The 25,307-nt window shown below is 52.7% G+C and carries 27 protein-coding genes and 1 tRNA gene; 10 read left to right on the forward strand and 18 right to left on the reverse strand.

Translation table 11 applies throughout. The features are described 5' to 3' along the window. Positions 1 to 31 precede the first annotated feature (31 nt). From BLP79_RS20175 to BLP79_RS09935, 4 genes are read left to right on the forward strand one after another with little or no spacing between them, the layout of a single operon-like run. Positions 32 to 160, forward strand: coding sequence for a hypothetical protein (locus BLP79_RS20175; RefSeq protein WP_269799292.1), 129 nt, complete (start codon positions 32 to 34; stop codon positions 158 to 160). Continuing rightward, positions 160 to 924, forward strand: coding sequence for a metal ABC transporter ATP-binding protein (locus BLP79_RS09925; protein ID WP_090218567.1), 765 nt, complete (start codon positions 160 to 162; stop codon positions 922 to 924). The genes BLP79_RS20175 and BLP79_RS09925 overlap by 1 nt, the downstream gene beginning before the upstream one ends. Further along, a complete protein-coding gene (locus BLP79_RS09930) occupies positions 917 to 1,822 on the forward strand; it encodes a metal ABC transporter permease (RefSeq protein ID WP_211477630.1) in 906 nt (301 codons plus the stop codon). Before BLP79_RS09925 ends, BLP79_RS09930 begins: the two co-directional genes overlap by 8 nt. Then, on the forward strand, positions 1,819 to 2,712 hold the full coding sequence (locus BLP79_RS09935) for a metal ABC transporter solute-binding protein, Zn/Mn family (RefSeq protein ID WP_090218568.1): 894 nt from the start codon (positions 1,819 to 1,821) through the stop codon (positions 2,710 to 2,712). The genes BLP79_RS09930 and BLP79_RS09935 overlap by 4 nt, the downstream gene beginning before the upstream one ends. A gap of 147 nt (positions 2,713 to 2,859) precedes the next feature. Here BLP79_RS09935 and BLP79_RS09940 read toward each other — a convergent pair. Further along, a tRNA-His gene (locus BLP79_RS09940) sits at positions 2,860 to 2,936 on the reverse strand. 200 nt (positions 2,937 to 3,136) lie between these two features. On the opposite strand from BLP79_RS09940, the gene BLP79_RS09945 reads away from it, so the two are divergent. After that, positions 3,137 to 3,325: a DUF6324 family protein gene (locus tag BLP79_RS09945; RefSeq protein WP_090218570.1), complete on the forward strand. Its 189-nt coding sequence runs from the start codon at positions 3,137 to 3,139 to the stop codon at positions 3,323 to 3,325. An 8-nt stretch (positions 3,326 to 3,333) separates the two neighbouring features. Here BLP79_RS09945 and BLP79_RS09950 read toward each other — a convergent pair whose 3' ends face one another. The 6 genes from BLP79_RS09950 to BLP79_RS09970 form a co-directional block, all read right to left on the reverse strand. Then, positions 3,334 to 3,783 carry an MmcB family DNA repair protein gene (locus tag BLP79_RS09950; protein WP_090218572.1) on the reverse strand — a complete coding sequence of 150 codons (450 nt, stop codon included), beginning with the start codon at positions 3,781 to 3,783 and terminating at the stop codon, positions 3,334 to 3,336. Positions 3,784 to 4,314: 531 nt separating this feature from the next. Continuing rightward, on the reverse strand, positions 4,315 to 4,458 hold the full coding sequence (locus tag BLP79_RS19700; RefSeq protein WP_157843931.1) for a hypothetical protein: 144 nt from the start codon (positions 4,456 to 4,458) through the stop codon (positions 4,315 to 4,317). Between the two features lie 202 nt (positions 4,459 to 4,660). Then, on the reverse strand, positions 4,661 to 5,152 hold the full coding sequence (nusB, locus tag BLP79_RS09955) for a transcription antitermination factor NusB (protein ID WP_090218573.1): 492 nt from the start codon (positions 5,150 to 5,152) through the stop codon (positions 4,661 to 4,663). Beyond that, positions 5,149 to 5,700: a 6,7-dimethyl-8-ribityllumazine synthase gene (locus tag BLP79_RS09960; RefSeq protein ID WP_090218575.1), complete on the reverse strand. Its 552-nt coding sequence runs from the start codon at positions 5,698 to 5,700 to the stop codon at positions 5,149 to 5,151. The genes nusB and BLP79_RS09960 overlap by 4 nt, the downstream gene beginning before the upstream one ends. Before the next feature lies 1 nt (position 5,701). Next, positions 5,702 to 6,823, reverse strand: a complete 1,122-nt coding sequence (ribB, locus tag BLP79_RS09965) for a 3,4-dihydroxy-2-butanone-4-phosphate synthase (protein ID WP_090218577.1) — start codon at positions 6,821 to 6,823, stop codon at positions 5,702 to 5,704. Positions 6,824 to 7,020: 197 nt separating this feature from the next. Then, positions 7,021 to 7,614 carry a riboflavin synthase gene (locus tag BLP79_RS09970; RefSeq protein WP_090218769.1) on the reverse strand — a complete coding sequence of 198 codons (594 nt, stop codon included), beginning with the start codon at positions 7,612 to 7,614 and terminating at the stop codon, positions 7,021 to 7,023. Positions 7,615 to 7,787: 173 nt separating this feature from the next. Between BLP79_RS09970 and BLP79_RS09975 the strand changes: the two genes are divergently transcribed. The 3 genes from BLP79_RS09975 to BLP79_RS09985 all read left to right on the forward strand — a co-directional run bounded on the left by BLP79_RS09975 (position 7,788) and on the right by BLP79_RS09985 (position 12,322). Then, the gene (locus tag BLP79_RS09975; RefSeq protein ID WP_090218771.1) at positions 7,788 to 9,086 is read left to right on the forward strand and encodes a capsule biosynthesis protein; all 1,299 of its coding nucleotides are present in this window, start codon (positions 7,788 to 7,790) and stop codon (positions 9,084 to 9,086) included. 87 nt (positions 9,087 to 9,173) lie between these two features. Continuing rightward, positions 9,174 to 10,307 carry a polysaccharide biosynthesis/export family protein gene (locus tag BLP79_RS09980; RefSeq protein ID WP_090218578.1) on the forward strand — a complete coding sequence of 378 codons (1,134 nt, stop codon included), beginning with the start codon at positions 9,174 to 9,176 and terminating at the stop codon, positions 10,305 to 10,307. 5 nt (positions 10,308 to 10,312) lie between these two features. Continuing rightward, positions 10,313 to 12,322, forward strand: coding sequence for a capsular polysaccharide biosynthesis protein (locus BLP79_RS09985; protein ID WP_408607914.1), 2,010 nt, complete (start codon positions 10,313 to 10,315; stop codon positions 12,320 to 12,322). Positions 12,323 to 12,327: 5 nt separating this feature from the next. Here BLP79_RS09985 and ribD read toward each other — a convergent pair whose 3' ends face one another. From ribD to BLP79_RS10040, 11 genes are all read right to left on the reverse strand, one after another. After that, a complete protein-coding gene (ribD, locus tag BLP79_RS09990; protein WP_269799291.1) occupies positions 12,328 to 13,428 on the reverse strand; it encodes a bifunctional diaminohydroxyphosphoribosylaminopyrimidine deaminase/5-amino-6-(5-phosphoribosylamino)uracil reductase RibD in 1,101 nt (366 codons plus the stop codon). A 32-nt stretch (positions 13,429 to 13,460) separates the two neighbouring features. After that, entirely contained in the window at positions 13,461 to 13,931 is a 471-nt protein-coding gene (gene nrdR / locus BLP79_RS09995; protein WP_090218582.1) for a transcriptional regulator NrdR, read from the reverse strand. A 152-nt stretch (positions 13,932 to 14,083) separates the two neighbouring features. Then, positions 14,084 to 14,497: a secondary thiamine-phosphate synthase enzyme YjbQ gene (locus BLP79_RS10000; protein WP_090218584.1), complete on the reverse strand. Its 414-nt coding sequence runs from the start codon at positions 14,495 to 14,497 to the stop codon at positions 14,084 to 14,086. 15 nt (positions 14,498 to 14,512) lie between these two features. Continuing rightward, positions 14,513 to 14,953 (reverse strand): hypothetical protein, encoded by a 441-nt coding sequence (locus tag BLP79_RS10005; protein WP_090218585.1) that lies wholly within the window; start codon positions 14,951 to 14,953, stop codon positions 14,513 to 14,515. A gap of 229 nt (positions 14,954 to 15,182) precedes the next feature. Next, positions 15,183 to 15,482, reverse strand: coding sequence for a hypothetical protein (locus tag BLP79_RS10010; protein ID WP_090218587.1), 300 nt, complete (start codon positions 15,480 to 15,482; stop codon positions 15,183 to 15,185). A gap of 212 nt (positions 15,483 to 15,694) precedes the next feature. Continuing rightward, positions 15,695 to 15,970, reverse strand: coding sequence for an HlyU family transcriptional regulator (locus BLP79_RS10015; RefSeq protein WP_090218773.1), 276 nt, complete (start codon positions 15,968 to 15,970; stop codon positions 15,695 to 15,697). A gap of 118 nt (positions 15,971 to 16,088) precedes the next feature. Further along, complete coding sequence (locus tag BLP79_RS10020) at positions 16,089 to 16,580, reverse strand: hypothetical protein (protein ID WP_090218589.1); 492 nt, start codon at positions 16,578 to 16,580, stop codon at positions 16,089 to 16,091. A 65-nt stretch (positions 16,581 to 16,645) separates the two neighbouring features. After that, positions 16,646 to 18,637 (reverse strand): RNA polymerase sigma factor RpoD, encoded by a 1,992-nt coding sequence (gene rpoD, locus BLP79_RS10025; RefSeq protein WP_090218591.1) that lies wholly within the window; start codon positions 18,635 to 18,637, stop codon positions 16,646 to 16,648. A gap of 128 nt (positions 18,638 to 18,765) precedes the next feature. Beyond that, positions 18,766 to 20,745, reverse strand: a complete 1,980-nt coding sequence (gene dnaG / locus BLP79_RS10030) for a DNA primase (RefSeq protein WP_090218593.1) — start codon at positions 20,743 to 20,745, stop codon at positions 18,766 to 18,768. A 1-nt stretch (position 20,746) separates the two neighbouring features. Then, the gene (locus BLP79_RS10035) at positions 20,747 to 21,115 is read right to left on the reverse strand and encodes a hypothetical protein (RefSeq protein WP_090218595.1); all 369 of its coding nucleotides are present in this window, start codon (positions 21,113 to 21,115) and stop codon (positions 20,747 to 20,749) included. A gap of 144 nt (positions 21,116 to 21,259) precedes the next feature. Further along, positions 21,260 to 22,690 carry a Glu/Leu/Phe/Val family dehydrogenase gene (locus BLP79_RS10040; protein ID WP_090218597.1) on the reverse strand — a complete coding sequence of 477 codons (1,431 nt, stop codon included), beginning with the start codon at positions 22,688 to 22,690 and terminating at the stop codon, positions 21,260 to 21,262. Positions 22,691 to 23,017: 327 nt separating this feature from the next. Between BLP79_RS10040 and BLP79_RS10045 the strand changes: the two genes are divergently transcribed. Together BLP79_RS10045 and BLP79_RS10050 are read left to right on the forward strand one after the other, a co-directional pair. Then, complete coding sequence (locus BLP79_RS10045) at positions 23,018 to 24,769, forward strand: TadE/TadG family type IV pilus assembly protein (protein WP_170830481.1); 1,752 nt, start codon at positions 23,018 to 23,020, stop codon at positions 24,767 to 24,769. Further along, on the forward strand, positions 24,766 to 25,305 hold the full coding sequence (locus BLP79_RS10050; protein WP_090218602.1) for a TadE/TadG family type IV pilus assembly protein: 540 nt from the start codon (positions 24,766 to 24,768) through the stop codon (positions 25,303 to 25,305). Before BLP79_RS10045 ends, BLP79_RS10050 begins: the two co-directional genes overlap by 4 nt. The last annotated feature ends 2 nt before the right edge of the window (positions 25,306 to 25,307 follow it).

Raw genomic sequence — 25,307 nt, forward strand, 5'->3', positions numbered from 1 at the left:
TCCAATGCCCCTCCTTATGAAGGAGGTGGCGATGCGCCAGAAACAGAACTTTGCGATTTTACGAAATCGCTGCATTACAGAGATGAGCAGTGTGATGCTTGTCGCCGCTGCAATCGCGGTATCAGGTTTGCTTTGGGTCGCAATTTGGGTTGTGATTTGATGCAGCCTATATTGGAAATACGCAATCTAGCACTGGGCTACCCAGATCTGACGCTGTTTCGCCAACTCTCGTTAGACCTTCATCCGGGCACAAATCTTGCCGTACTGGGCGCCAATGGATCTGGCAAAAGCACCTTTGTAAAATTACTACTAGGGCTGACCGACCCTTTGGCCGGGCGCCTGTCATGGCCCGGCGGACGTCCTCGCGAAATTGGATACCTTGCACAAATGACGGAATTTGACCGCAGGTTCCCCATGCGCGTGCGCGACCTCGCCGCCATGGGTGCATGGCGGGGCTTTGGTTTATGGTCTGGGCTCAACCGGGCAGGTCGATTAAAAGTCGAGGCCGCGCTTGACGAAGCAGGTGTCGCTGACATTGCAGACCGCCCCTTACACACCCTCTCTGGAGGTCAGCTACAACGCACTCTCTTTGCCCGCGTCATTTTACAGGACGCGCCGGTGATCTTGCTGGATGAGCCCTTCACCGCAGTTGACCAGACAACCGAGGCGCATCTGCTATCAATTATCGACCGCTGGCGCAGCGAAGGGCGTGCCATAGTGCTGGTGGTACATGATCTTTCATCCGTTCTGGATCATTGCAGCCATGCTTTGCTACTGGGCGGCGGTTTAGCAAGCTACGGCACAGTAGACGATGTCGTCATACCTAGGCGTCTTGTTGCCCAAAAATACATGTCAGAAAGCCAAGCCGCGTGGATGTTTCGCAGCGGCCACGCCCAGACCCCTACCGGAGCAACACATGTTTGATATTCTTAACGAAATGTGGGGCTACGCGTTCATGCGCCGCGCATTCATTGCAACCACAGTCTTGTCCGCCTCTGTCACACCAGTTGGGGCTTTTCTCGTCTTACGCCGCCTCTCTCTCGCAGGAGAGGCCATGGCACATGCGATAACGCCGGGCATCGTCATTGGTTTTGTCACCGCGGGACTATCTGTCATTTCACTGCTGGTCGGTGGTCTCATCGCTGGAGTAGGTGTCGCCATTCTAACGGCATTGCTGGCCCGAAAGACGATCTTACGCAGCGATGCGAGCCTTGCCTCGCTCTATCTGATCGCTTTGGCTGCAGGAATTTTCATATTGTCCGCCGCAGGATCTGCTGTCCCTCTTAAAAGCTTTCTGTTTGGGTCGATCTTAGGAATTGACGACGCATCCATGCTTTTGGTTGGCTGCGTCGCAACCGTTACCCTAGTGCTGTTTGCCATACTGTTGCGCCCTTTAATTGTCAGCACATGTGATCCTGTTTTCTTTGAAGCCCAGACAGCGCGCCCCTGGCTCATTGAACAGGGCTTTATGCTGCTCTTGGTTTTAAATCTTTTGGCAGCCTTCAAAACGCTTGGCACATTAATGGCCGTGGGGCTGATGATCTTACCCGCAACGGCTGCACGTTACTGGGCCAAGACCATTACACAGCAGCTGTTGCTTGGCTTTGTCTTTACCCTTCTTAGCTGTTGGACTGGGCTCACACTGTCATACGTCTTTCCCGACACCCCATCTGGGCCTGCCATTGTTCTGGTCGCAGGTGGTTTATTCATCTTTTCCGCAGCCTTCGGCCCAATGGGATTTGCTCTAAGACTGCGCAGATCCGCGGTTAAATCACCCCCTTCCCTCTCATCAAATCAAGTGAAAGAAAGACCTCAACAATGACTCCAAAACTCACCCCTGCCCTGCTGACCAGCGCCCTTCTGGGACTGTCTGCCTTTCCAGCTTCCGCGCATGACATGAAAATTGTCGCGAGTTTCTCAATCCTGGGTGACATGGTCCAAGAAGTTGTTGGCGATTTAGCAAAAGTACAAACCATCGTCGGCCCTGATGCAGACGCACATGTCTATCAACCCTCTGTGGCAGATGCACGCGCGGTGGCTGAAGCGGATATTATCTTTGTGAACGGTCTTGGCTTTGAAACCTGGTCTGACACGCTCATCGCGGAAGCTGGTACCAAGGCTTCCGTCAACGTAGCGACAACCGGCATCACTCCGGTTCTGGTTGAGGGCGAAACAGATCCACATGCCTGGAACTCATTGCTCAACGGCGTGACCTATGTGCAAAACATCACCCAAGTGATGATCTCCAACATGCCAGACCATGCAGAAGAACTGCAGACCAATGCGGACAGCTACATCGCAAAGCTTGAAGCACTAGATGCAGAAACGCGCACCGCGCTGGGTCAACTGCCCGCAGGGCACCGCACAGTCGTCACCGCACATGATGCCTTTGGATATCTTGCTGACGCCTATGACCTGACTTTCCTCGCACCGGTTGGCATTGATACCGAAGCAGAACCTTCAGCCCGTGATCTTGCTGTGTTGATAGACCAGCTGAAATCTCAGGGGGCTGCCGCGCTATTTGTAGAGAACATTACAAGCCCCGCCCTGGTCTCTCAAATCGCAGAGGAAACCGGCATCAAGATCGGCGGTCGCCTGTTCTCAGACGCGCTTTCGGAACGTGGTGGCCCTGCAACAAGCTATCTGGCCATGTTCCAGCACAATCTAGACACTCTTATTACAGCTTTGAACAAGAGCCACTCAGGCTCTTAATTCCGATAGGCAATGTCTGATTGGTTCTTAACGCGCCAATCAGACATCAAATCACACAAGTTTTCGACATAGAATTAACCAACTCATTGCAAAACATGTCGCTCAACATTGAGCGGCATAATTTAACCATTCAAAAGCAATGAAAAGTGGTACCACCTCCCCGGCTCGAACGGGGGACCTCCTGATCCACAATCAGGCGCTCTAACCTACTGAGCTAAGGCGGCACTGGGGGCGATTTACCGGAGCACCGGACGAAGCGCAAGAGCAGAATAGACAAGTTTTTGCTCGAAGCCAAAAAATTTTTATTTTTTCGAACTCACAGAAAACCATACGCGTTTCCTCCTGCCTGTGCTGCTGCTATCTTGTAATCCAGCGCGCAGCAGGCTAGCAGCGGCGCAGCTTTCTTGCGACAGCGGAGACAGAGATGAGCATCAATACTGAACGTGATCTTGAAGCAAACCTGCAGATTGGCCCAACGGACCATGGCATGGTGCGTCTGTTCATTGACGCAGGTGAGATTGAAATCCCAATGGACTTTGATCCAGAAGAGGCCGAAGAAATCGCGGATGAAATTCGCGCGGCAGCTCAAGCGGCGCGGGGCGTCGCACGCTAAGCAAAAAATCAGCTGCTGCGCCCTATCTGCTCATCCTCAAGACGCGCAAGGCGCAGCGCCGCATCCGTGGCAAATTTTTGCGTCAGCTTTTTGCGCCGGGCAGGCGCAAGCTTTGCCTCAGGTGCCATCGTGACAATCTCACCACCATATGCATCAGCCAGCAAAAGACCTGTATCTGCCGGAAGTATCTCTGTTGGGAAATCAAGGTCAACAGCCCAGAAAAAACGGTCACACCACTCCAGATAGCCCTGCCACTTTTGGTCGCCGGTAAAATCAGCCCGGCAGGATTTGCATTCGATCACCCATAGCTGCCCTTTGGGGCCAAGCGCCATAACATCAACACGTAACCCACGTGTCGGAGTGAATTCTTTGAGCGTGGCGAATCCTAAGCTGAAAAGGCAGCGCGACACGCCACGTGCCAGCAATTGCCCTGGCTGGAGGAGATGTTGATCTTGCATATGAGCATTGTGAACATTTATGGAACATCTGCAAGTCTCTTGGCGTGACACCCCAAGGCCTGCAACCTTACTTTCGCCCCCTTGCAGATCCGAGTCGACGCAATAATCTACCTACCTAATGGCCGTTCCCGACCGCGCGTAACTGCGCTTAGAACACTACGATCTTCGTCAAGAGACTACCCGATTTGATCTGTTTCTCGCACTCGAAACGAACTGGGACAGCCATTTCAATGCGTTGCGCAACACAATTCAGCCAAGCATCGCAGCCTGCCCCCTTGTCAGCCCATCAGCAAAGCCTTAGGTAAGCCCTCGGCGGGTTCTGCCCTTCACGTGATTAGCAGCATTCCAGTGGCCTTAAGCAATTCCGAGGGAGCTGGCTCTGTTTGGGTCCTGGCCTGATTATCTGGCACCCACCTGTACATACAGGTCCTCGGGAATCAAAGCAGCACGGTTGCCTGGTGGTCCCGCCGCCTCCAGAAAACAAAAAACCGCCCCGAATGGAGCGGCTTACGTATTGAGCTTTATAAGCTGTTAGCGCATGGCCCTACGACGCTGTGCATCTTGCCGCCCTTTCGTGGACTGCCGAACCTGCACAGGCTGCAGTTTTACAAACCCAAGTGACAATGCAAGGCGCATTGCTATATCCGCAGCTTCCTGTTTCAGCTTATCAAACATGGGATCCTCCAAAATTCCGAATTCTACTGTAACACGGAGATCAAAGGCGTCCAGTGCTTCTACAATAACATAGGAAAAAATCCGCTCTTATCGCTGCATGAATTTTACGCACGAACACCGAGCACAAAACACGCAGCGTTAACATCAAAAAGCGCAGGCCAAAGCCCGCGCCCTTGCTTGTGCAACACTTCACCTGCGATATTTAAAATGCGTCGGGGCAAGCTTCGCGAGCAATATGGTCCAGAACAGCATTGACAAACTTTGCCTCTTTCCCATCAGGAAAGAACGCCTTTGCCACATCGACAAATTCCACGATAACGACCTTGGGTGGGGTTTTTCCCAGCACAAATTCAGCGCCAGCCGCCCGGAAAAGCGCCCGCAGTGTGGGGTCAATTCGGGCGATAGGCCATTTTGCAACCAGCGCCCGATCCGTCATTTGGTCAATCTTCGCTTGCTGGTTCACCGCCTCGCGGACGACAGAGCGAAACAGCTTAGGCTCACCTTCCGCCATTTCATCCTCTTCATAGACAGCCCCAAATCGGTGATCCTCAAATTCGACAATGACTTTGTCAAAGGTCAGGTCGCTTTGCTCCATCTGGAACAGAGCCTGCACAGCAAAAAGCCGCGCAGCGGATCGCATCTTATGTTTGTCAGTGCCAGTCTTGGCACTCTTGGGGCTATCTGAAGGTGTCATGCAGTGCTGGGTCCGTTATCTGTGGCGGCCAGTTTGATGGCCTCTGAGGGGGCCTTAAAGCCAACCCCCTTCGTCTGGTCGCCCCACTTACGCGTCAGCGCAATCAGATGCAAGGCCGCAGCGGCCGCCCCGGCACCTTTGTTTTGCTCAGCCGGATCTGCACGCACCTCAGCCTGCGCACGATTTTCAACTGTCAAAATCCCATTACCGATACAAAGCCCCTGCAGGCCCAGCAGCTGAATCGCACGACTGCTGTCGTTGCACACAGTATCATAATGGGTGGTTTCCCCCCGGATCACACAACCAAGCGCAACATAACCATCAAAGTTTGAGCCGCGATCAGAGATCGCGATTGCAGTTGGTATCTCCAACGCGCCGGGGACTTCAATCACCTCATAGGTTGCACCCGCTGCCTCGATTTCAGCCGCTGCGCCTGCAATCATATTGTCGGCAATATCTTTGTAATACGGCGAGACAACAATCAGCAGCTTTGCCGGAGCCGCTAATTCAGGGCGGGGCAAGATATAGTGGGTTTCAGTTCCGGCCATATTACGCGTCCTTCATAATCGGGTGGGTGCCAGTAATCTCAAGACCAAAAGCATCTAAACCAAGATAAGTCGTTTCAGGAGAATCCGTCAGTAGGATCAGCTGATTAAGCCCCAGTTTTGCAAGAATTTGCGCACCAAGCCCGGTTTGCTTGATCGTGCGCGGCCCTTCGTCTCCTGCTGCAAACAAAGCCGAATGCGGCATTCTAAGCAGACAAACAAGCCCACGCCCCTCTTGCCCGATGATTTCCATGGCTTTCGCCAGCTCACCTGCAGGTTTGGGGCCGAGGCCCAACAAATCTGACGCTTCATGCAGCGCGTGTGTCCGCACCATCACTGGTGCGTCTGTCGAGATATCACCTTTGATCAACACCACATGTTCAATACCGTGAGTCTGATCCGTAAAAATTCGCATATCCCAATCACCACCATAGGCCGAAACAACTGCCTCGCGCTTGGTTTCGGTGATCAAATTGTCATTGCGTGAGCGATAAGCAATCAAATCACTGATTGTGCCGATTTTAAGCCCATGCTTTGCACCAAAAGCCACAAGCTCTGGAAGCCGCGCCATTGTTCCATCTTCCTGCATGATCTCGCAAATCACGCCAGAAGGATTTAGGCCAGCCAGCTTTGAAATATCAACAGCCGCCTCTGTGTGCCCCGCACGGACCAATACACCGCCGCTTTTTGCGCGAAGGGGAAAGATATGACCAGGCGTTGCGATATCTGCGCTCGTCTTGTCAGGGTCAATTGCGGCCGCCACGGTCAGTGCACGGTCGCCTGCGGAGATCCCCGTAGATACGCCTTCTCGGGCTTCGATCGAGACGGTAAACGCAGTTTCGTGCCGCGAAGAATTGTTCACCGCCATCATCGGCAGCTCAAGCGCGTCAACACGTTCTGGCGTCATCGGCAAGCAAATCAAACCCCGCCCGTAAGTCGCCATAAAGTTGATCGCGTCTGCATCCGCAAATTCGGCAGGGATCACCAGATCACCTTCATTCTCGCGATCCTCATGATCCACAAGGATAAACATGCGACCTTGGCGAGCCTCTTCAATGATCTCTTCAATAGGGCTGATCGCCGCCCTGAGGCCTTGCTCGACCGGCCCTGGGGTTTCAAAGCTCATGTGATTAACTCTCCCTATGCAAGAAAAGAATACTTCAAAGTATTTCGTTTATTTTAGCCGATTTCCTCGTGGCCCGGCAACGTATAGAAAAGGCATAGTCAGAAAATGTAACCTGCCTCTACAACGCTAGGCCTTATTGGAAAGCCACGCGCCTTTCGGCATGTGGCACGCGTTCTTAGGCGATATTTTCATACAACTTACAAAGTATCCTGCAAACGCGCGACATACCGCGCCAAAGTATCGATCTCCAGATTGACCGGATCACCGACAGAGACCTCCCCCCAAGTCGTCACGTCTTTTGTGTGCGGGATAAAATTGATGCCGAATTTCTGGCCCTCAACTTCATTGACTGTCAAAGAGGTTCCATTCAGGGCAACGGATCCCTTTGGGGCGATAAAACGCGCAAGCTCTTTGGGCGCTTCAAGCGTCACGCGTGTGCTGTCGCCTTCGTCGCGAATTTCAACAACAGTCGCCACCCCGTCGACGTGACCAGATACGATGTGCCCGCCCAGTTCGTCCCCAACCTTCAACGCGCGTTCCAGATTCACGCGTTTTCCAACCTGCCAGCCGTCATGTCCCAAGTTGGTTTTTGAAAGTGTCTCGGCAGAGATCTGTACATCGTACCAATCAGGTCCAAGATCCACCACAGTCAGACAAACCCCATCCGAAGCAATGGAGGCCCCCATATCGATCCCTTGGGTGTCATACGCCGTTTTGATCCGCGCCCGCAAATCACCCTGCTGCTCCAATTCGGTGATCACACCAACGTCTGTGATAATGCCAGTGAACATAAAAAATCCTCGCAGGCGCGCCGCTTTGTCGGCGCATGTTTTCATCTGCTCTAAGGCCTAGCGAGCCTTTTGCAATCAGGCAAGAGGCGCAAAGCCTTAGTTTTGCCGTAGTGGTTGCCTAAAACTTTCGTTAACGACTTCTGCAACCTTCTTTGCTACCGTGATGCCTCATGATGGAAAACTCTAGTTCACAACCTCGGCGGTTTTTGTTCCTACAAGGCCCGCATGGCCCGTTTTTTGCAAGATTAGGGCGGATGCTAAAACGCGCAGGGTGTGAGGTCTGGCGCATCGGCTTTAACGCAGGTGATGCCGCCTTCTGGAGAGATCGGGTCAGCTATCTGCCCTTTAATGGAACGCCCGATTCCTGGCCTGCACACATCTCCTCTCTACTTGATGAAAAATGCATCACTGATTTGGTGCTTTATGGCGATACACGTCCCATCCATGCCTCGGCGATCGCAGCTGCAAAGACGCGCGGTATTACCGTTCATGTCTTTGAAGAAGGTTATATTCGCCCATTTTGGATCACATATGAACGTGATGGCGCAAATGGGCACTCTCGCTTAATGCAGCTTTCCCTACCTGAAATGCAGGATGCATTGGCCACATCAGATATGGAAACCGCACTGCCCCCCGCACATTGGGGAGATATGCGGCACCATATCTTTTACGGCGCGCTCTATCACTGGTTTGTGATGTTCCTAAATCAGCGCTACCCGAATTTTCGCCCCCACCGCACCATTTCAGTTGCAAAAGAATTCCGGCTTTATATCCGCCGCCTGATTTTGATGCCGCTTCAGGCGGTTGAACGCCGCATCGCAACTTGGCGGGTCCGCAACGGAGGGTTCCCCTATCATCTGGCTCTCCTCCAGCTAGAGCATGACAGCTCATTTCAAAAACACTCCCCGTTCGAAACAATGACAGAATTTCTGGAATTGGTACTCGGGGAATTTGAAAAAGGGGCACCCGGCCATCATCACCTGGTAATCAAAGCCCACCCTTTAGAGGACGGGCGGGTGCCTGTGCGCAAAACCGTAAAAGAGATCGCTAAAAAGCTAGGTATCACTGATCGTGTACACTATGTGCGTGGTGGTAAGTTGGCCCAGCTATTAGACGAAGCGCGCACGGCCGTGACCGTGAATTCAACGGCTGGTCAACAGGCGCTGTGGCGCGGTGTACCCCTGCGTATTTTTGGCAGTGCAGTTTATGACAAGCCTGAATTTATTTCTCGTCAGCCTTTGGCGGAATTTTTTGCCAACCCGACGCGCCCCAATGCACAAGCCTATCGGGATTACAGACGGTTCTTGCTAGAAACATCACAGCTTCCCGGTGGCTTCTATTCCCGTCATGGCCGACGCCAATTACTGCGTCAGATTGTTGATCTGATGCTTGTAAAAGACTCACCCTATGCCACATTTCAGCAAGGCACAGCGGCACCAAGGCAACAGTTACGCGTCGTGAACAACGGCTAATCCCCTCAAAGTCTAGTTTTTTTTGCAACTGTGCAGTAGAGTTTGACTAAAATCGAGCAAAACAAATAAGGTCGAGGAGACCGAGCAGTGAAATTTACAGCCTTTGGATGGGCCCGCTCTGTTGCCCTATGCACTGCCATTGCAACACTTGCTTCCTGTGGCTTACCGCAGGTTGGGCCCAATAAACGACAAATCTTTGCAGGCTCTGTGCAGCGCGAAGGAGATGCCTTTATCGTATCCGTGAATGATCGCGTGACACGTGCGACTGGTGTTGTCCCGGCATTGGGTTTTTCGGAAAGTTTCATCAACGCAAATCAAATCACTTCAGATGTAATCCGGCCCGGTGATGTTCTTGGCCTCACAATCTGGGAAAACGTTGATGATGGGCTGTTTGCCGCCGAAGCACAGCGCTCAACCCTTTTAGAAGAAGTACAAGTTGATAGTGCGGGATATATCTTTGTCCCCTATGCGGGACGGGTGCGTGCCTCTGGGAATACCCCAGATCAATTGCGACGCACCATTACAAAAGATCTAGAAGGCCAGACACCTGATCCGCAGGTACAAGTCCGACGCCTGGCGGGGGATGGATCAACCGTTAGCCTAAACGGTGCGGTAACCGGGCAAGGTATCTACCCAATCGAACGCCCGACACGCACACTTTCAGCTATGCTGGCCCGCGCGGGTGGAGTCGCCATCGAACCCGACATTGCCCAGATCAGCGTTATTCGTGGTGATCAACAAGGCACGATCTGGCTGCAAGATATCTATGATCACCCACAGCTTGATATTGCGCTGCGTGGGGGCGACAAAATTCTAGTCGAAGCGGACACACGCTCTTTTACAGCCCTTGGTGCGACCAGCGCACAGGCCCGCGTTCCATTTGAAAGCCGTGACCTGTCAGCATTGGAAGCCATCGCACAGGTTGGAGGTCTCATCTCCACACTGTCAGATCCGACAGGTGTATTTGTCCTGCGCAACGAACCGGCAGAAATCGCCAATCAGGTGCTAGGGCGTGACGACCTCGTCGGAGCCCAACGTCTGGTCTATGTCCTCGATCTGACGCAACCCAATGGATTGTTTCAGGCCCGTGACTTTGTCATCCGCAACAGTGATACGCTTTATGTAACCGAAGCGCCCTACGCGCAGTGGAGCAAAGCGATTTCGCTTCTTGTGACGCCGGTTGGCTCACTTTCATCGGTAACTTCATCACTAGGCGGCTAAGCTCTGTGAGCCTCCCTTTTACCTCTGAAACAGCCGTAGCCTCTGCGTCTCGGCTGTTTTGTTATAATAAAAACATGTTCACCCACCGGCGCATCCTTAGCCGCGTAGGATATGAGCTACATCTGGGAACCCCTGAAAAGGACGATTTTGTCGGCCTATGGCACAGTGACGACAAAGGGCTGAAATCTGCACAAGATCGCAACGCTCGCAGCTTATATATCCAAGAACCTTTTCTAAATTCCATTCCTGCAACACATGCACAGGTTCCAGCGCTTGGTCTATTACTCGACAAAAGCGGGTTTCCTTTTGATCCCCGTCACCCCAGCGGTCTAGAGCAGCTCCTGGCGACGTCCCCCCTAGATGACAGCCAGATGATGCGAGAGGCGCGCAACGCTATCGGCCGCCTGCAGGATCTACACCTCAGTCAGCACAGTACTTTCTCTCCAGACGTTCCCGCGCCTGACCCCGGATACGTCTTGGTTGTCGATCAACCTCTCAGTGATGCCTCAGTCACAGCCTCCGTCCCCATCCCCGGTGGCGAAGCCGCACGGTTTCGCGAAATGCTCGTCTTTGCGCAAGAAGAACATCCCGGCGCGCGGATTATAATCACCCCTGCCCAAAACCAAACCGGCAACACGACTGGGTATTTCAGCGCCAGTGATGCACAGGGCCGTGTAAGCATGCTGGATCAACAAATCTCCCCCTGGCATCTTTTAGATGGGGCAATCGCGGTATACACCATATCATCCCAACTGGGATTTGAAGCGATCCTTGCCGGGCATCGCCCTCGTGTATTTGGGCAACCTTTCTATGCAGGCTGGGGGCTCACCCAAGATGAATCCCCTGTCGCACGTCGTCAACGTAAACTTACCCGCGCACAGTTGTTTGCGGCGTCCATGATGATCTATCCCCAATGGTATGATCCCTTTCGTGATGAGCTGTGCACGTTAGATCGCGCAATCGACATTCTGGAGGCACAGGTCCGGGCGTGGCGCCAAGACCGTGCAGGTTGGGCCGCCTCAGGAATGCGAAAATGGAAACGCAAACCGCTACAAAGCTTTTTCGGCGCGTATCAGCCCGTCAGTTTCACGGAAAGCCCTACAAAAGCAAAGGCGAGCGGCAAAAATTGGATGATCTGGGCGAGCAAGGCGACTAAAGAAACCAAAGGGGCACATCGGGTTGAAGATGGGTTTATCCGATCAAAGGGGCTCGGTGCAGAGCTTAACCCGCCTATGTCCCTCGTCGTGGACCGGCAGGGGATCTATTATGATCCCACGCAAACCAGCGATCTGGAAGATTATATTCACGCGCGCGCCGAAATGACGGCAGACCAGACACAACGTGCAGAGCGATTGGTGCGTCAACTGCTGCATCATTCCGTCTCAAAATATAATCTTGGCGGCGATCTCCCTCCTCTTCCCGAAGGTCATCGCATCTTGGTGCCGGGACAAGTCGAAGACGATGCCTCCATACGAAAAGGAGCCGGGAAGACACGTAGCAATCTGGACCTGTTGCGCCGCGTCCGCGCTGAAAATCCAGATGCGGTTGTGATTTACAAACCTCACCCGGATGTCGAGGCAGGCCTGCGCTCTGGGGCACTCACACTGCCAGAAGATCTTGCCGATGTCATCGCCCATCGCGCAGACCCAATGGCGCTGCTGGACCAGGTGCAGGAAGTCTGGACGATGACATCCCTGCTGGGATTTGAGGCGCTGTTGCGAGGGGCAAAAGTAACCACCTTGGGAGCACCGTTTTATGCGGGATGGGGCCTCACCACAGACCTGGCACAGGTTCCAACCACTCGGCGTGCACGTCCCGGCCTTCTTGGCCTCGCCCATGCTGCATTGATCGACTATCCGCGGTATTTTGATCCCAAAACAGGCTTACCCTGCCCGGTTGAAGTCGTGGTGGAGCGATTGATTTCTGGTGATATCAAGCCGCCAAGCCTGCGCCTACAAGGCCTTTCAAAGCTGCAAGGGATGTTCGCAGCCTACGCCCATCTATGGCGGCGCTAAGCGGCTTAGATCTGTCGCCGCGCCCATCGATGCATTATATCTGCCCCAATTTGCGTTGTTTCAATCAATTTAAACCGTGGCGCTTCCTCTAGGCGACCAACCCCCAATGCACCAATAGATGGCAGCCCTTCAGCCCCAATGCCAAGGCCGGCAGTAAACCCGATCAGCTCATCGACCAGATCAAAGGCCAAAAGGGACGCTGCAAGTGCAGAACCACCTTCACAGAATATACGCGTCAGCCCTGCCGCGCCCAATTGGCGTAATACATCCGCCGGGTCAAGCTGCACACCGTGCAAGGCACAGGGCAATAACTTAGCTCCGATCCCCTCCCAGGCCCGGACACGTTCAGGATCGACGCCCGCGCCATGACACAACCAAAGCGGCACATCCCGCGTTGTCCGCGCCAATTGGCTAAGCAAAGGTAAATCTAGATGACGCGATGTGACAATACGAACAGGCTGGCGATCTATTCCTAGGTCACGCACCGTCAAAGAGGGATCATCTGCCCGTGCGGTTCCAGCGCCAACTAAAACAGCATCGTGATTAGATCGCATAACATGCACCTTGCGGCGCGCTTCAGGCCCAGTAATCCACTTGCTTTTACCAGATCCTGTCGCGATACGCCCATCAAATGAGCTGGCAAGTTTGAGGGTCACAAAGGGGCGTCCCTGCTCAGTCCGTAAAAAGAAACCCGCGTGATCCCGTGCAGCCTCATCTGCCAGAACACCCGTCTCGACCTCAATCCCAGCATCGCGTAGCATTTGAAACCCGCGACCAGAAACGCGCGGATCACAATCCGAAATAGCCGCCACAACACGCGCCACACCCGCCGCTATCAAAGCTTGGGTGCAGGGCGGTGTCTTTCCAGTATGAGAACACGGCTCTAGCGAAACGTAGACAGTTGCGCCGCGCGCAAGCTCCCCCGCTTGCGCAAGCGCCTGCGGTTCTGCGTGTGGTCGTCCACCGGGTTGCGTCCAGCCTCGCCCAATGATGCGCCCATCTCGCACAATCACACATCCCACAGCTGGATTAGGCCAGCAATTGCCCATCCCACGCCGCCCCAGCGAGAGCGCAAGAGACATAAAACGAGTATCAGACTGTGTCACACTATTGGCTTTCGCAATCGCCCGGTTGGCTCTTAGTCCTGGTCAGGTGCGCTATCCGGGCGGAGTTCATGAACAAATTCTTCAAAGTCATCCGCCGCCTGAAAATTCTTATAGACACTGGCAAAACGAACGTACGCGACCGTATCAATTCTCGCCAGCGCTTCCATAACAATTTCACCAATCTTTTTCGATGGGATATCCGTTTCTCCCATGCTTTCAAGACGGCGCACAATGCCTGAAATCATTTGATCGATGCGCTCCGGTTCAACTGGACGTTTCTGCATCGAAATACGGATTGAGCGTTCCAGCTTGTCGCGATCAAAATCTTCACGGCGGCCATTGGTTTTCACCACGACCAGATCACGGAGCTGTACACGTTCATATGTGGTAAAGCGCCCACTACAGGCCGGACAGAACCGGCGGCGGCGGATTGAAACATGATCTTCGGCAGGGCGCGAGTCTTTGACCTGTGTGTCGATATTTCCGCAGAATGGGCAACGCATGTCTCGTCTCTCCTAACCCATGTGAAGATCTGCCTTGTGTATAAAAATACAAAGCTTCCTACAACTATAGGGGAGCCGCTATAGTTTGGGTAGAGGAGAATACGATCCGCAAAACCTTGAGCTACAGTCTAGCTGCAACCGGGATATTTCTGTCACGCCAGATGCACAACCACTCTGCGTTTATGTGCTGCATCTCGGTGCTCAAAAAGATAAACCCCCTGCCACGTTCCAAGCAACGGCGCACCTGCAGAAACCGGAATGGATAGGCTGACTGGCATCATAGCGGCCTTGATATGTGCAGGCATATCATCTGGCCCCTCATAGGTATGGCGAAGGTAAGCCATTTGCGGATCATCTGTGCGTGGCACCAGTCTAGAGAAAAACGCCCAAAGGTCTTCCTGCACATCCGGGTCTGCGTTTTCTTGGATCAACAACGAACAGGACGTGTGCTGCACAAAGACGGTCAGGATCCCCTCCTCGACCACCTGTTGTGCAACCCAAGTGCTCAACGCAGGGGTAAATTCGTAGAGCCCCTGACCATTGGTTGCGATTTCAAGCGTTTGCACGTTTTTTCACCTCATTCAGAAACGCAAGCGCGGCGTCCGGCCACAGGTTGCAAAAGCATTGCTGACGCGTCTTTCGCTTCCAACATCCAGAATACCGGAATAGCCGGACTTTGATTTCAGCGGCGGCACACCATCTGCGTCTGGATCTAACGAGAATACGACAGCATCACGGGATCCGGTGACCTGACTATGTTGAATCTCAGACGCAACGTAGACCTTGGTGTTCCAGGGGACGCGATGACGACGCAGATAATCACCAACCGCACACCAGTATTCTTCTCGATTAGGATCGCCATGGCGCTCGATCACTTCAATCAAAGTATCACTCAGAGGGATGACATGATAACTGTTGATCGCGCGAAACACAGGTTCGCCCGCAGGCGCAACACCAGTGGTTGCAACAACAGCTGCCAAACAAAAAGCGGAGAGTCGGGTGGTGTGAGTAAAATGTTTCATGATCAATAGTTGGGTTCACCACGGAGAACATCAAGATACGTGCTGTCAGTAATATATTCGCAGGAAGACAATCAAATCCATGTGAAACACATTCTTTATCAATCAACGCGACGCACCTAGAAATGACAACTCTTTGGCAGGCACAAAAAAAGAGCCCAAAGGCCCTATGTGCATCTGATCAGATAATCGGCACGCCATTCTAGCTGCACCGCTTCTGATCACAGGTTTATCAAGCAGATTTGTAGACACCCGGAAACGGAATAATCTCTGCTGTATGCCCAGATCCCAAAGCCTGTTCTAAGATCGCAAGAACATCAGCATCTGGTGCTTCGCCGCCAGCCGGGCTGAATATGCCACGAGCGCGTTCACGTAGCATGTCACGTGTCTCTTCGCGGTCCATCATCGACAAGACCTCGCGCTCTTCTCGCAGGCAGGTGATCATAAAATCGTTTGCTTTTACCAGATTGTTCAGCTCTGCAACCTTACGATCCAGTTCACCGAATGCGTCATCCAAAGAATAATGAGCCATTTTAGCCATCCCCTTAACCTACGTTAACATGAGATTAAAGCTACTGAGGCATGCCATTGTATGCAACACCATGCCTTAGGTTCGAAAGAAGGGGCACAGGTCACAAAAGTATAGGTCGCAAGTATGTCAAAACGCATCCCGTGCACAATATCACCCTGACGGAAATACTGTTACCCAAAGCTATGCAAATCGCGAAAACTTAAGTGAATCGCCTAGCGAAAAATACTGTCACCCTGTTCATCGATCAACTTCTTAGCCTTTAACAAAGAAACCTCGTCTGCCGTCTCTTTCGCTTGAAAGTTATCCGCTCTGATCATCATATGCGACTTCAGCTCGCCGTTGATTTCTTTTTCAACGCGCGCACCCACACAGTATCCCTGACCGGATTTTTGCGGTTCAACAAAGATCTGAAAGCCTTCATAGGTTTCGGCAGTTGGCTCAGACTTGGCCTTTGCCCCACCACCAAAGAGTTTCGAAAATAAAGACATGTTTTCATCCCATATCACGCGTTGGGTGTCAGGCAGACCCAGCACTGCTTTTTAGTTTGCCCAGAAGACGTAGCGTGTCGCAGTCTAGGCTTCCACAAAAATGCGCAGGCCCTGTGATCTATTTCCACACGCGCTCTTCCTGAGAGTAATACTGCCCACTGCCTTCTTTTGCGGTGAACAATGGCTGCAGCCAATCCTGCGTCTCAACACTGCCCACATCACATTCCAATGTCGCAAGGGTCCGATCGTTTTGAGAGACAACCACACCACCCAAAAGCATTAGTTCTCCTCCCTGCTCTAAACGGTCGACATTCGCGTATACTTTGTAACGCACCGCTCCGTTGACGAATGTCATATCTTCCCAAATGTAACGACTAACACCCGGCCATGGTGTCATCTCAACCTCGGTCACGGGGCGCGCCAAGCGCAGATCAGCGCGTTTATCGGTGTGGCCAAAAGCATAGGTGGCATAACTTCCCAACAGACAAGTCTCCAGATAACGAGACCCGTCGTTGAAAGTACATGAGACCAATTGCGTCGCACCATTTGGACATGCAAGCGCACCACTCGCCGTACAAGCGATAAGAGCTGAAATACAAAATAGCCGCATCTGGCACCTCTCATGAAAAAGGCGCCCACAATCTGTGGACGCCTGATTTTTTTAATAAGGTCAGTTTATTGATCCAAGAAGCTGCGCAGCTTACGCGAACGGCTTGGATGTTTCAGTTTTCGCAGCGCCTTTGCTTCAATCTGACGGATCCGCTCACGGGTCACGCTAAACTGTTGGCCCACTTCTTCCAGCGTGTGGTCCGTGTTCATACCGATGCCAAACCGCATCCGCAGAACACGTTCTTCGCGCGGTGTAAGCGAAGCCAGAACGCGGGTGGTGGTTTCCTTGAGGTTTTCTTGAATAGCACTGTCCAAAGGCAGCACCGCATTCTTGTCCTCAATGAAATCGCCCAGTTGCGAATCTTCCTCGTCACCAATCGGTGTCTCAAGTGAAATCGGCTCTTTGGCGATTTTCATCACCTTACGCACCTTTTCCAGAGGCATCTGCAGCTTGGCTGCCAATTCCTCAGGCGTCGGCTCACGACCAATCTCATGCAACATCTGGCGACCGGTCCGTACCAGTTTATTGATCGTTTCGATCATATGAACCGGAATACGGATGGTGCGGGCCTGATCCGCAATCGAACGCGTGATTGCCTGACGAATCCACCATGTTGCATAGGTTGAGAACTTATACCCACGGCGATATTCAAACTTATCAACCGCCTTCATCAGGCCAATGTTGCCTTCCTGAATCAGATCAAGGAACTGCAGGCCACGGTTGGTGTATTTCTTGGCAATAGAGATCACCAGACGCAGGTTGGCTTCCACCATTTCCTTTTTCGCCTGACGGGCTTCTTTCTCACCTTTTTGAACTTGTTGTACAATGCGGCGGAATTCCGAGATATCTAGACCGACATATTGGCCAACCTGCGCCATATCACCGCGCAGCTCTTCAACCTTGTCAGTTGAGCGCTCAATGAACATCTGCCAGCCACGGCCCGGCTTCATTGCCATATCAGACAACCAATTGGGATCCAGTTCGCGTCCCCGATAGGCCTCAACAAACTCACGACGGTTGATGCGGGCCTGATCCGCAAGTTTCACAATTGAGCTGTCGATCGACATGATACGACGGTTAATACCGTAAAGCTGATCAATCAGAGCTTCGATCCGGTTGTTGTGCAGGTGCAGATCATTCACCAGCAAAACAATTTCAGCGCGCAGGGCCTGATAGCGCGCTTCATCAGCATCAGTAAACGATCCGTCCTCGTTCAGTGTCGCAGAGATTCGACTGTCCTGCATTTCACTGAGCTGTGCGTAATCAGATGAAATACGTTCAAGATCGCTCAGCACCTTCTCTTTCAGCGCAGCTTCCATCGCCGCCAGAGACATATTGGCCTGTTCGTCGTCGTCCTCATCGTCATCGTTGTTCAGGATTGGATTGCCATCAGCATCCAGCTCGGGGCTTTTCTCTGCCTTTGGCTGCGCACCTTCAGCTGGAGCGACACCTGCAATCACAGGCTCTTCGACTTCTCCGTCTTCATCCATCTGATTGCCAAATGTGGCTTCCAGATCGATAACATCCCGCAGCAGAATGTCTTCGGACAGAAGTTCGTCATGCCAGATAGTGATCGCCTGAAAGGTAAGCGGGCTTTCGCACAGCCCTGCAATCATCGTATTGCGACCCGCCTCGATACGCTTCGCAATCGCAATCTCGCCTTCGCGCGACAGCAGCTCAACCGAGCCCATCTCGCGCAGATACATGCGAACCGGGTCATCCGTGCGGTCCAGCTTTTCAGTCTGCGCACCAGCAACGGCAACCTCACGGTTGCTTTCCGTGGTGACCAGTTCCGTTGAACCTTTGTTCTCTTCTTCCTCGGCTTCCTCGTCCTCAATGATGTTGATGCCCATTTCAGACAGCATCGACATCACGTCTTCGATTTGCTCCGAGCTGACCTGATCCGGCGGCAGAACCTGATTAAGTTGATCGTAGGTGATGTAGCCCTTCTCGCGGGCCTCCGCGATCATCTTTTTGACATTCGCCTGGCTCATATCAAGTGAGATTTCGGCGTCCTGGTCGTCAGGTTTGCGGTCGTCGGTGTCTTTGGCGGCCATTCAATGCTCCTTACGCAGGGCTACGACTGATTCGATTTCTCGAATCATTAGCGTGATCTTTTGATTCGTCACCCCGTTTACCCAATTTTCTTTCGTAGTTCCTTAGCAAAAAGACCACAAAGCGGCGGTCAATCCTTTGAAGGGCTGATTCGATCCAAGAGTGCGTTAAAAGAGTCGCGCTCATCCCGGTTCATCCGCACCCCATTGTCCGCAATGTCATATTGCGCACGATCTTCACTTTCACTGCGCACAGCCTGATTGCGCGCCTCTGCAGCTTGTCCCAAACGCCATGTCACAGCTTCATCTTCAAGACTGCGAATATCTTCGGCAGCTTCTGCAAGCTCCACATCTAATCCTTTCGCCGCCTCAAGTTTGGCAAATTCTTCCGCCAACACAAGGCGCGCGGTTTCCACATCTCCCGGATTACGCACCCCTGCACTAATAGCGACATGGCGAAGCCTCATCAGGTTTTCAAGGGTACCGGGCCCCAAAGCATATTCGATTTCATCGTGCAGCCGTTCGGGCGCATCAACCCCGATCCGTAACACGACGTCGCGCAGCACCCCGTGCTCCATATCCGCACAGGTGAGACGATCCAGATTGCTTTCATATTCGGTGATGACATCCGGCGTTGAGATGACTGTCGCCAACACAACGCTTTCCCGCATGCGCACAACAGCCCCTTCATCGGCTGCCGCAACCAGCGAGGCACGGGTGGTCGAAACCGGAGACGCAACGACAGATTTGCCCCGCCAGGGCGCACGCGTCCCATCACGAAAGCCATTGGCCTTTCGCTCAAACCCTTTTGAAGCCGTGGGCCGATTGCCGCGAAACAATTGCCATCGCAGTTCTTTCACGTCATCGCCGTAGTGTTTACGAATAGAAGGGTCTCTGATCAGTTTGATCTTTTCACGCAAAGATTTGTCCAGTGCGGCCTTGCGTTCTGGACTGTCAAAAACCTTGCCTTCAGTCTCTCGCTGCCACAGCAACTTAACCATGGGCATCGCGCGATCCAGAACTACCTGCACAGCCCCTGCCCCTTCAGCCCGCAACAGATCATCCGGGTCTTTGCCATCCGGCATAATCGCAAACCGCAAAGATTTACCGGCCTCCAAAAGCGGCAACGCCATATCAATCAGACGCATCGCTGCACGCAGACCAGCCGTATCCCCATCCAGCGCAATAATCGGTTCAGGTGACATGCGCCACAGCATCTGCAGCTGATTTTCGGTAATCGCAGTTCCCAAAGGCGCAACGGATGAGGCAAAGCCGCCTTCGACCAGTGCGATCACATCCATATAGCCTTCAGCAACCACCAATGGGCTGCCCCGCCCCGCAGCCGAACGTGCGGGGCCGTGATTGTAAAGACTGCGGCCCTTATCAAACAACTCCGTTTCCGGCGAGTTCAGATATTTCGCCATATCATTGGGATCCATCGCACGACCGCCAAAGGCAATTGCACGGCCGCGCGCATCCCGAATGGGAAACATAATCCGGTTGCGGAACGTGTCATACGGCTTACCACCTTTGTTGGACGGTTTGGCAAGACCCGCTCCAAGAATGAGATCTTCAGCCATGCCTTTGCTTCGCAACGCATCCCAGAGGTTTTGCCAGCCATCTGGCGCAAATCCAATCTCCCAACGATCCAATGCTTGCGGTGTCAGGCCCCGCCGATCAAGATAGGAACGTGCCTCCTGCGCTGCACCCGTTTTCAGTTGCAGGCGGAAAAACTGCACTGCCTGTTCCATCACCTCCGCCAGTAATGTGCGGCGGTCTTGTTTTTCCTGCGCACGCGGATCACGTTTTGGCATTTCCAGGCCAGCCTCACCGGCGAGAATTTCGACCGCTTCCATAAAGCCGACATTTTCAGTTTCGGTGACAAACTTCAGCGCATCCCCTTTGGCCTGGCAGCCAAAACAATAATAGAATCCTTTGCGATCATCGACATGAAATGAGGCAGTTTTTTCATGATGAAACGGACAGGGCGCCCAAAGATCACCCTTAGCCATGTTGGACTTTCGCTGATCCCACATGACTTTTTTACCCACCACATCAGACAAGCTGATGCGAGTCCGCAATTCATCTAAAAACCCCGGTGGCAGCGACATATCAGCCGTTCTGCAGTTGTTTTTGCAATTCCTGGATCTGATCCCAGCTGCTTAGACATTGTTCTTCAAAGGCCGCGCCCAAATCGACGTTTTTCAGATCTCTCCGCTTTAGCGCATAGACATGCGCGGACAGCTGTGGAATTGCCTTGCTATAGGCCTCTGGCCATGCCGGTTCACTGCCCAGAATATGGGTTTCAACATCTTCGATCTTAACCCGCTCCAAACGCGCGCCCTGCACCGCGGACATAACCTGCCCCTGATACTTGCAGCTGTCTTCCTTGCTGTCTTGTGCTGAGACCGGTGCAACGGCAAAAAAGGTTAAAATAGCCGCTGCCGCAGGGCATACGGCAGAACGAGTGATGCGAACCATGGAGACGCTCCGGGAATCAGTTGGCGATTTGGGTAGAATATCTCTCTCTTCATCCCGTCGCCATGGCTGTTTTAGAAACAGCTAGCAGATCTCAGCCGAAAGGGCGCGCCACACGGACACGCCCTTTCGCGGTGTAATTCGTTTTTATAGACCTTTTGCACGGTAGCTGCTTGCAACCTTGTCGATCGAAACAAGATATGCAGCTGTGCGCAAATCGCTCACATCATCACGCCCATGCCAAACCTCTCGCATGGACTGATACGCAATACGCATTGTGTCATCCAGACCGGACCGCACCAGCTCAAGCTCGCCCGCGCCGCGCAGATATTTCTCTTTAAAACTGCCATCCAGCGTCCAAGAATTCCCCATCGCCGCAGACAGTTTTTCAAGTTCATCCACCACCAGCTGGTGACGGCTTTCTTCTTGGCGGCGCTGCATACGGCCAAACCGAATATGGCTGAGGTTTTTGACCCATTCGAAATAAGATACTGTCACACCACCTGCGTTTGCATACATGTCTGGGATAATGACACAGCCTTTTTCACGCAGCACCTGATCCGCGCCTGCCGTGACAGGCCCATTTGCCGCCTCAATAATCAAGGGGGCTTTGATCTTATCCGCATTATTAAGATTAATGACCCCTTCCAGAGCCGCAGGGATCAGGATATCGCAATCCTGCTCCAGCACCAAAGCGCCATTTTCAACATATTCGGCATTTGGGAACCCTTTGACGCCCCCATGTGACATGATCCAATTGCGAATCTCATCAACGTCCAACCCCTGCTCATTAACAAGAGCCCCATCTCGTTCGATGACCCCCGTGACAATTGAGCCGTCTTCTTCGCACAGGAATTTGGCCGCGTGATAGCCCACGTTACCAAGGCCTTGTACAATAACCCGCTTGCCATCCAAGCTGCCGGTCAATCCCGCCGCTGCGATATCTTCGGGATGCCGGAAGAACTCTTGCAACGCATATTGCACACCGCGCCCTGTGGCCTCTACCCGGCCAGCGATACCGCCAGCGTTCAAAGGCTTGCCCGTCACACAGGCGCGTCCGTTGATGTCGGTGGTGTTCATACGCTGATACTGATCTGCGATCCAAGCCATCTCACGTTCGCCAGTACCCATATCCGGCGCGGGCACGTTCTGACTGGGGTTGATCAGATCACGCTTTGCCAGCTCATAGGCAAAACGGCGCGTGATCTGCTCCAATTCATGTTCATCATATTCGCGCGGATCGATACACAATCCACCTTTTGAGCCCCCAAACGGTGCTTCAACCAAAGCACATTTATATGTCATCAACGCGGCAAGCGCTTCAACTTCGTCTTGGTTAACGCCCAGCGCGTAACGAATACCACCCTTAACAGGCTCCATATGTTCGGAGTGAACAGAGCGATATCCGGTAAAGGTGCGCATCTCGCCGCGCAAACGAACACCAAACCGCACGGTGTAGGTAGCGTTACAAACGCGGATCTTTTCTTCAAGTCCAGGCGGCAAATCCATCAAGGCAACTGCCCTGTTGAACATCAGATCCACACTTTCTCTAAAACTTGGCTCTTGCTGGCGGGTCATAAAAATACCTCCCTCCGTCCAACATCAATTTGCACCCAGAATGGGACAGCGATCGTAACCAGAGAGTTAACGCCATCACCTTCTTCAGGCACGTGGTATCAAAATAGATACATTTTTTCTTTTCGATTCGTAGCACGCCCTGAAATTGAAACCTGATCACGAACAGGACACACCCCTCGCGATTAATAAGCATTGTTGACAAAAGCCACAAAATCAATGTGCGACAGGCTCAATTTAGCCCCAATCTCGCCACCTTCCTAAAGCATATATGAACACTCAAATTCGTATTGCCGACCCGTCGGCTGCTGTAAGGTAAGGCATTTTGCGATGACCACGCTCGACCAGACAAAGACCACTCAAGCCCTGCGACATAGGGCATCTCCGCTCGCAATGCTGAGCGCCTTTCGCAAGCAAGAAGACGGTGTTCTCGCGAAACCTTTCATCGTGTTCACATTACTCATGTTGATGGTTGGAGGTCTGGGCGTCGATCTCATGCGATATGAGCGTGACAGAACACATATTCAATACACGCTTGACCGTGCCGTTCTGGCCGCAGCCGACCTTGATCAGCCGCTTGCACCTGAAGCCGTTGTGGAGGACTACTTCAACAAAGCGGGACTCGCACAGTATTATACGCCCCCCGAAACTGACGTTGGTGTCGGATACAAAATTGTCGACGGCACGATCCAAACGCCGTTCATAGCGCAATATCTGAATTTGATTGGGGATAGTAATCTCACTCTCAATGCGCGTTCACGCGCTGAAGAGAGCATTGACGACATCGAGATTTCGGTCATTCTCGACGTTTCCGGCTCGATGAACTCCCGCTCTCGGCTACCTCGCCTAAAAGACGCTGCAAAAGAATTTGTCGACACGCTCTCGGTTCAGACCGAAAGCGGTAAAATGTCGATGTCTATCATTCCGTATGCCACCCAAGTTTCTATCCCAGACGCTCTTTATGAAGAACTCGACGTGCTGTCGCCTCAAGAAGAAATTCGGCGCAAACATGGGGAAACAGTCGCCGCCGCCCCCTACTCCAACTGCATCAATTTTGATGGCAGCCCCGCACCAATAACACGCACACTTCCTGATGGCAGCGTCAGCACGGTGACGGGATACACAGATTTCAGTGTATCCCAACTGTCGGCAGCTTTACCCTTGCAAGGTACAATGCACTTTTCGCCATGGTCCAGCGGAGACCGCAGAGGTGACTCAACACGATTGATTGACCGCCCCGTATGCGAAGATTCCGACAGCCGTGAAATTCTTTTGATGGAAGAAGATCCTACGACACTGAAAAACTACATTGACGCGCTCACAGCATGGGGCAACACCTCGCTTGATCTTGGTATGAAATGGGGTACCGCGCTCTTGGATCCGTCCATGCGCACGACTATTCAAGCATTGACCACCGGGACAGATCCCGAGATTGATCCTGTCTTCGCTGGACGTCCTGCGAACTACAACGACAGCAACACGCTGAAAATTGTTGTTCTGATGACAGATGGGCAAAACACGACCCAATATGCCATTCGCGATTCCTTTCGTGCTGAGTTTTCAAACGTTTGGTACAATCCGAGCGCCGGTGTCTACTCAACCTATGATGAAGCCAATGATCGCTACTATTGGCATGGCGGCTTTAACAGGTTTGAGGACCATGCATACGGCAATGGAGAATATCGCCCTTGCCGTTTCTGCAGCCCCCAAAGTGAACCCGGCGATGCAGAACAGCTGACATATGCTGATCTTTGGGCAGACACCGGGATGCGCTTTGTGACTGATCGTCTTTTTGATGATTGGCTGTCACGTTCCACGGCTCGCTCACGCTACCTCAACAAGCCGCTCCTAAGCACAGGACGAAGCACCAAAGACGCGCGCACCCGCGCCATCTGCGATGCTGCCAAAGCACAAGGAATCACCGTCTACACCATCGGATTTGAGGCTCCAAGCTCAGGTCAGGCGGTGTTGAAAGACTGTGCAAGCTCTCCTGCGCATTATCAGGACGTAAACGGGTTGGAAATTTCAGAAGCCTTCCGTTCGATTGCAAACTCAATCCGCACCTTGAGGCTGACCCAATGATCCAGATTGCTTTCCTGCAAAAGCTAAAAGCCTTTGGCCGCGATGAAGACGGCAATATCACCGTCGAATTTGTCATCCTTTTTCCGCTACTGATGCTCATTCTTGTCATGACCATCGAACTTGGGTTGATTTTGGTCCGTGGCATGATGCTTGAGCGCGCTCTAGATCTTACCGTCCGCGAACTGCGTCTCACGACAGGCGTGACACGACAACATGATGAAATTCGTGATGCGATCTGTTCAAGGGCAACCTTTGTAAACGACTGTGATACTGAAATGCGTGTTGAAATGATCCGAGTGGACCCCTTCGACTTCCCTGCGATCAATCATATCCCCGATTGCATCGACAACGCCGAGAGTGTCTCACCGGTTCGCACATTCCAAAATGGCCAATCAAATGAGCTGATGTTTATTCGGGCCTGCATGAAATTTGATCCGTTATTCCCAACTCTGGCGCTTGGTGAAGCTTTATCGAAAGATGAGAGCGGCCGTGTCAAATTGTTCACCGCTTCCGCGTTTGTTCAGGAGCCGAGATAAGC

Source organism: Epibacterium ulvae (assembly GCF_900102795.1).
GTDB lineage: Bacteria > Pseudomonadota > Alphaproteobacteria > Rhodobacterales > Rhodobacteraceae > Epibacterium > Epibacterium ulvae.

Bases quoted from the DNA above. Each gene is read 5' to 3' on its own strand.
- BLP79_RS10015 (WP_090218773.1), bottom strand. From the start codon at position 15,970: ATGTCTTTATTTTCGAAACTCTTTGGTGGTGGGGCAAAGGCCAAGTCT.
- BLP79_RS20175 (WP_269799292.1), top strand. From the start codon at position 32: ATGCGCCAGAAACAGAACTTTGCGATTTTACGAAATCGCTGCATTACA.
- BLP79_RS19700 (WP_157843931.1), bottom strand. From the start codon at position 4,458: ATGTTTGATAAGCTGAAACAGGAAGCTGCGGATATAGCAATGCGCCTT.
- BLP79_RS10050 (WP_090218602.1), top strand. From the start codon at position 24,766: ATGATCCAGATTGCTTTCCTGCAAAAGCTAAAAGCCTTTGGCCGCGAT.
- BLP79_RS09930 (WP_211477630.1), top strand. From the start codon at position 917: ATGTTTGATATTCTTAACGAAATGTGGGGCTACGCGTTCATGCGCCGC.
- BLP79_RS10020 (WP_090218589.1), bottom strand. From the start codon at position 16,580: ATGCGGCTATTTTGTATTTCAGCTCTTATCGCTTGTACGGCGAGTGGT.
- BLP79_RS09970 (WP_090218769.1), bottom strand. From the start codon at position 7,614: ATGTTCACTGGCATTATCACAGACGTTGGTGTGATCACCGAATTGGAG.
- BLP79_RS10005 (WP_090218585.1), bottom strand. From the start codon at position 14,953: ATGAAACATTTTACTCACACCACCCGACTCTCCGCTTTTTGTTTGGCA.
- BLP79_RS10010 (WP_090218587.1), bottom strand. From the start codon at position 15,482: ATGGCTCATTATTCTTTGGATGACGCATTCGGTGAACTGGATCGTAAG.
- BLP79_RS09960 (WP_090218575.1), bottom strand. From the start codon at position 5,700: ATGGCCGGAACTGAAACCCACTATATCTTGCCCCGCCCTGAATTAGCG.
- rpoD (WP_090218591.1), bottom strand. From the start codon at position 18,637: ATGGCCGCCAAAGACACCGACGACCGCAAACCTGACGACCAGGACGCC.
- BLP79_RS10040 (WP_090218597.1), bottom strand. From the start codon at position 22,690: ATGACCCGCCAGCAAGAGCCAAGTTTTAGAGAAAGTGTGGATCTGATG.
- nrdR (WP_090218582.1), bottom strand. From the start codon at position 13,931: ATGCGTTGCCCATTCTGCGGAAATATCGACACACAGGTCAAAGACTCG.
- ribB (WP_090218577.1), bottom strand. From the start codon at position 6,823: ATGAGCTTTGAAACCCCAGGGCCGGTCGAGCAAGGCCTCAGGGCGGCG.
- BLP79_RS10035 (WP_090218595.1), bottom strand. From the start codon at position 21,115: ATGGTTCGCATCACTCGTTCTGCCGTATGCCCTGCGGCAGCGGCTATT.
- BLP79_RS09935 (WP_090218568.1), top strand. From the start codon at position 1,819: ATGACTCCAAAACTCACCCCTGCCCTGCTGACCAGCGCCCTTCTGGGA.
- BLP79_RS09945 (WP_090218570.1), top strand. From the start codon at position 3,137: ATGAGCATCAATACTGAACGTGATCTTGAAGCAAACCTGCAGATTGGC.
- BLP79_RS09975 (WP_090218771.1), top strand. From the start codon at position 7,788: ATGGAAAACTCTAGTTCACAACCTCGGCGGTTTTTGTTCCTACAAGGC.
- BLP79_RS09925 (WP_090218567.1), top strand. From the start codon at position 160: ATGCAGCCTATATTGGAAATACGCAATCTAGCACTGGGCTACCCAGAT.
- nusB (WP_090218573.1), bottom strand. From the start codon at position 5,152: ATGACACCTTCAGATAGCCCCAAGAGTGCCAAGACTGGCACTGACAAA.
- BLP79_RS09950 (WP_090218572.1), bottom strand. From the start codon at position 3,783: ATGCAAGATCAACATCTCCTCCAGCCAGGGCAATTGCTGGCACGTGGC.
- dnaG (WP_090218593.1), bottom strand. From the start codon at position 20,745: ATGTCGCTGCCACCGGGGTTTTTAGATGAATTGCGGACTCGCATCAGC.
- BLP79_RS10045 (WP_170830481.1), top strand. From the start codon at position 23,018: ATGACCACGCTCGACCAGACAAAGACCACTCAAGCCCTGCGACATAGG.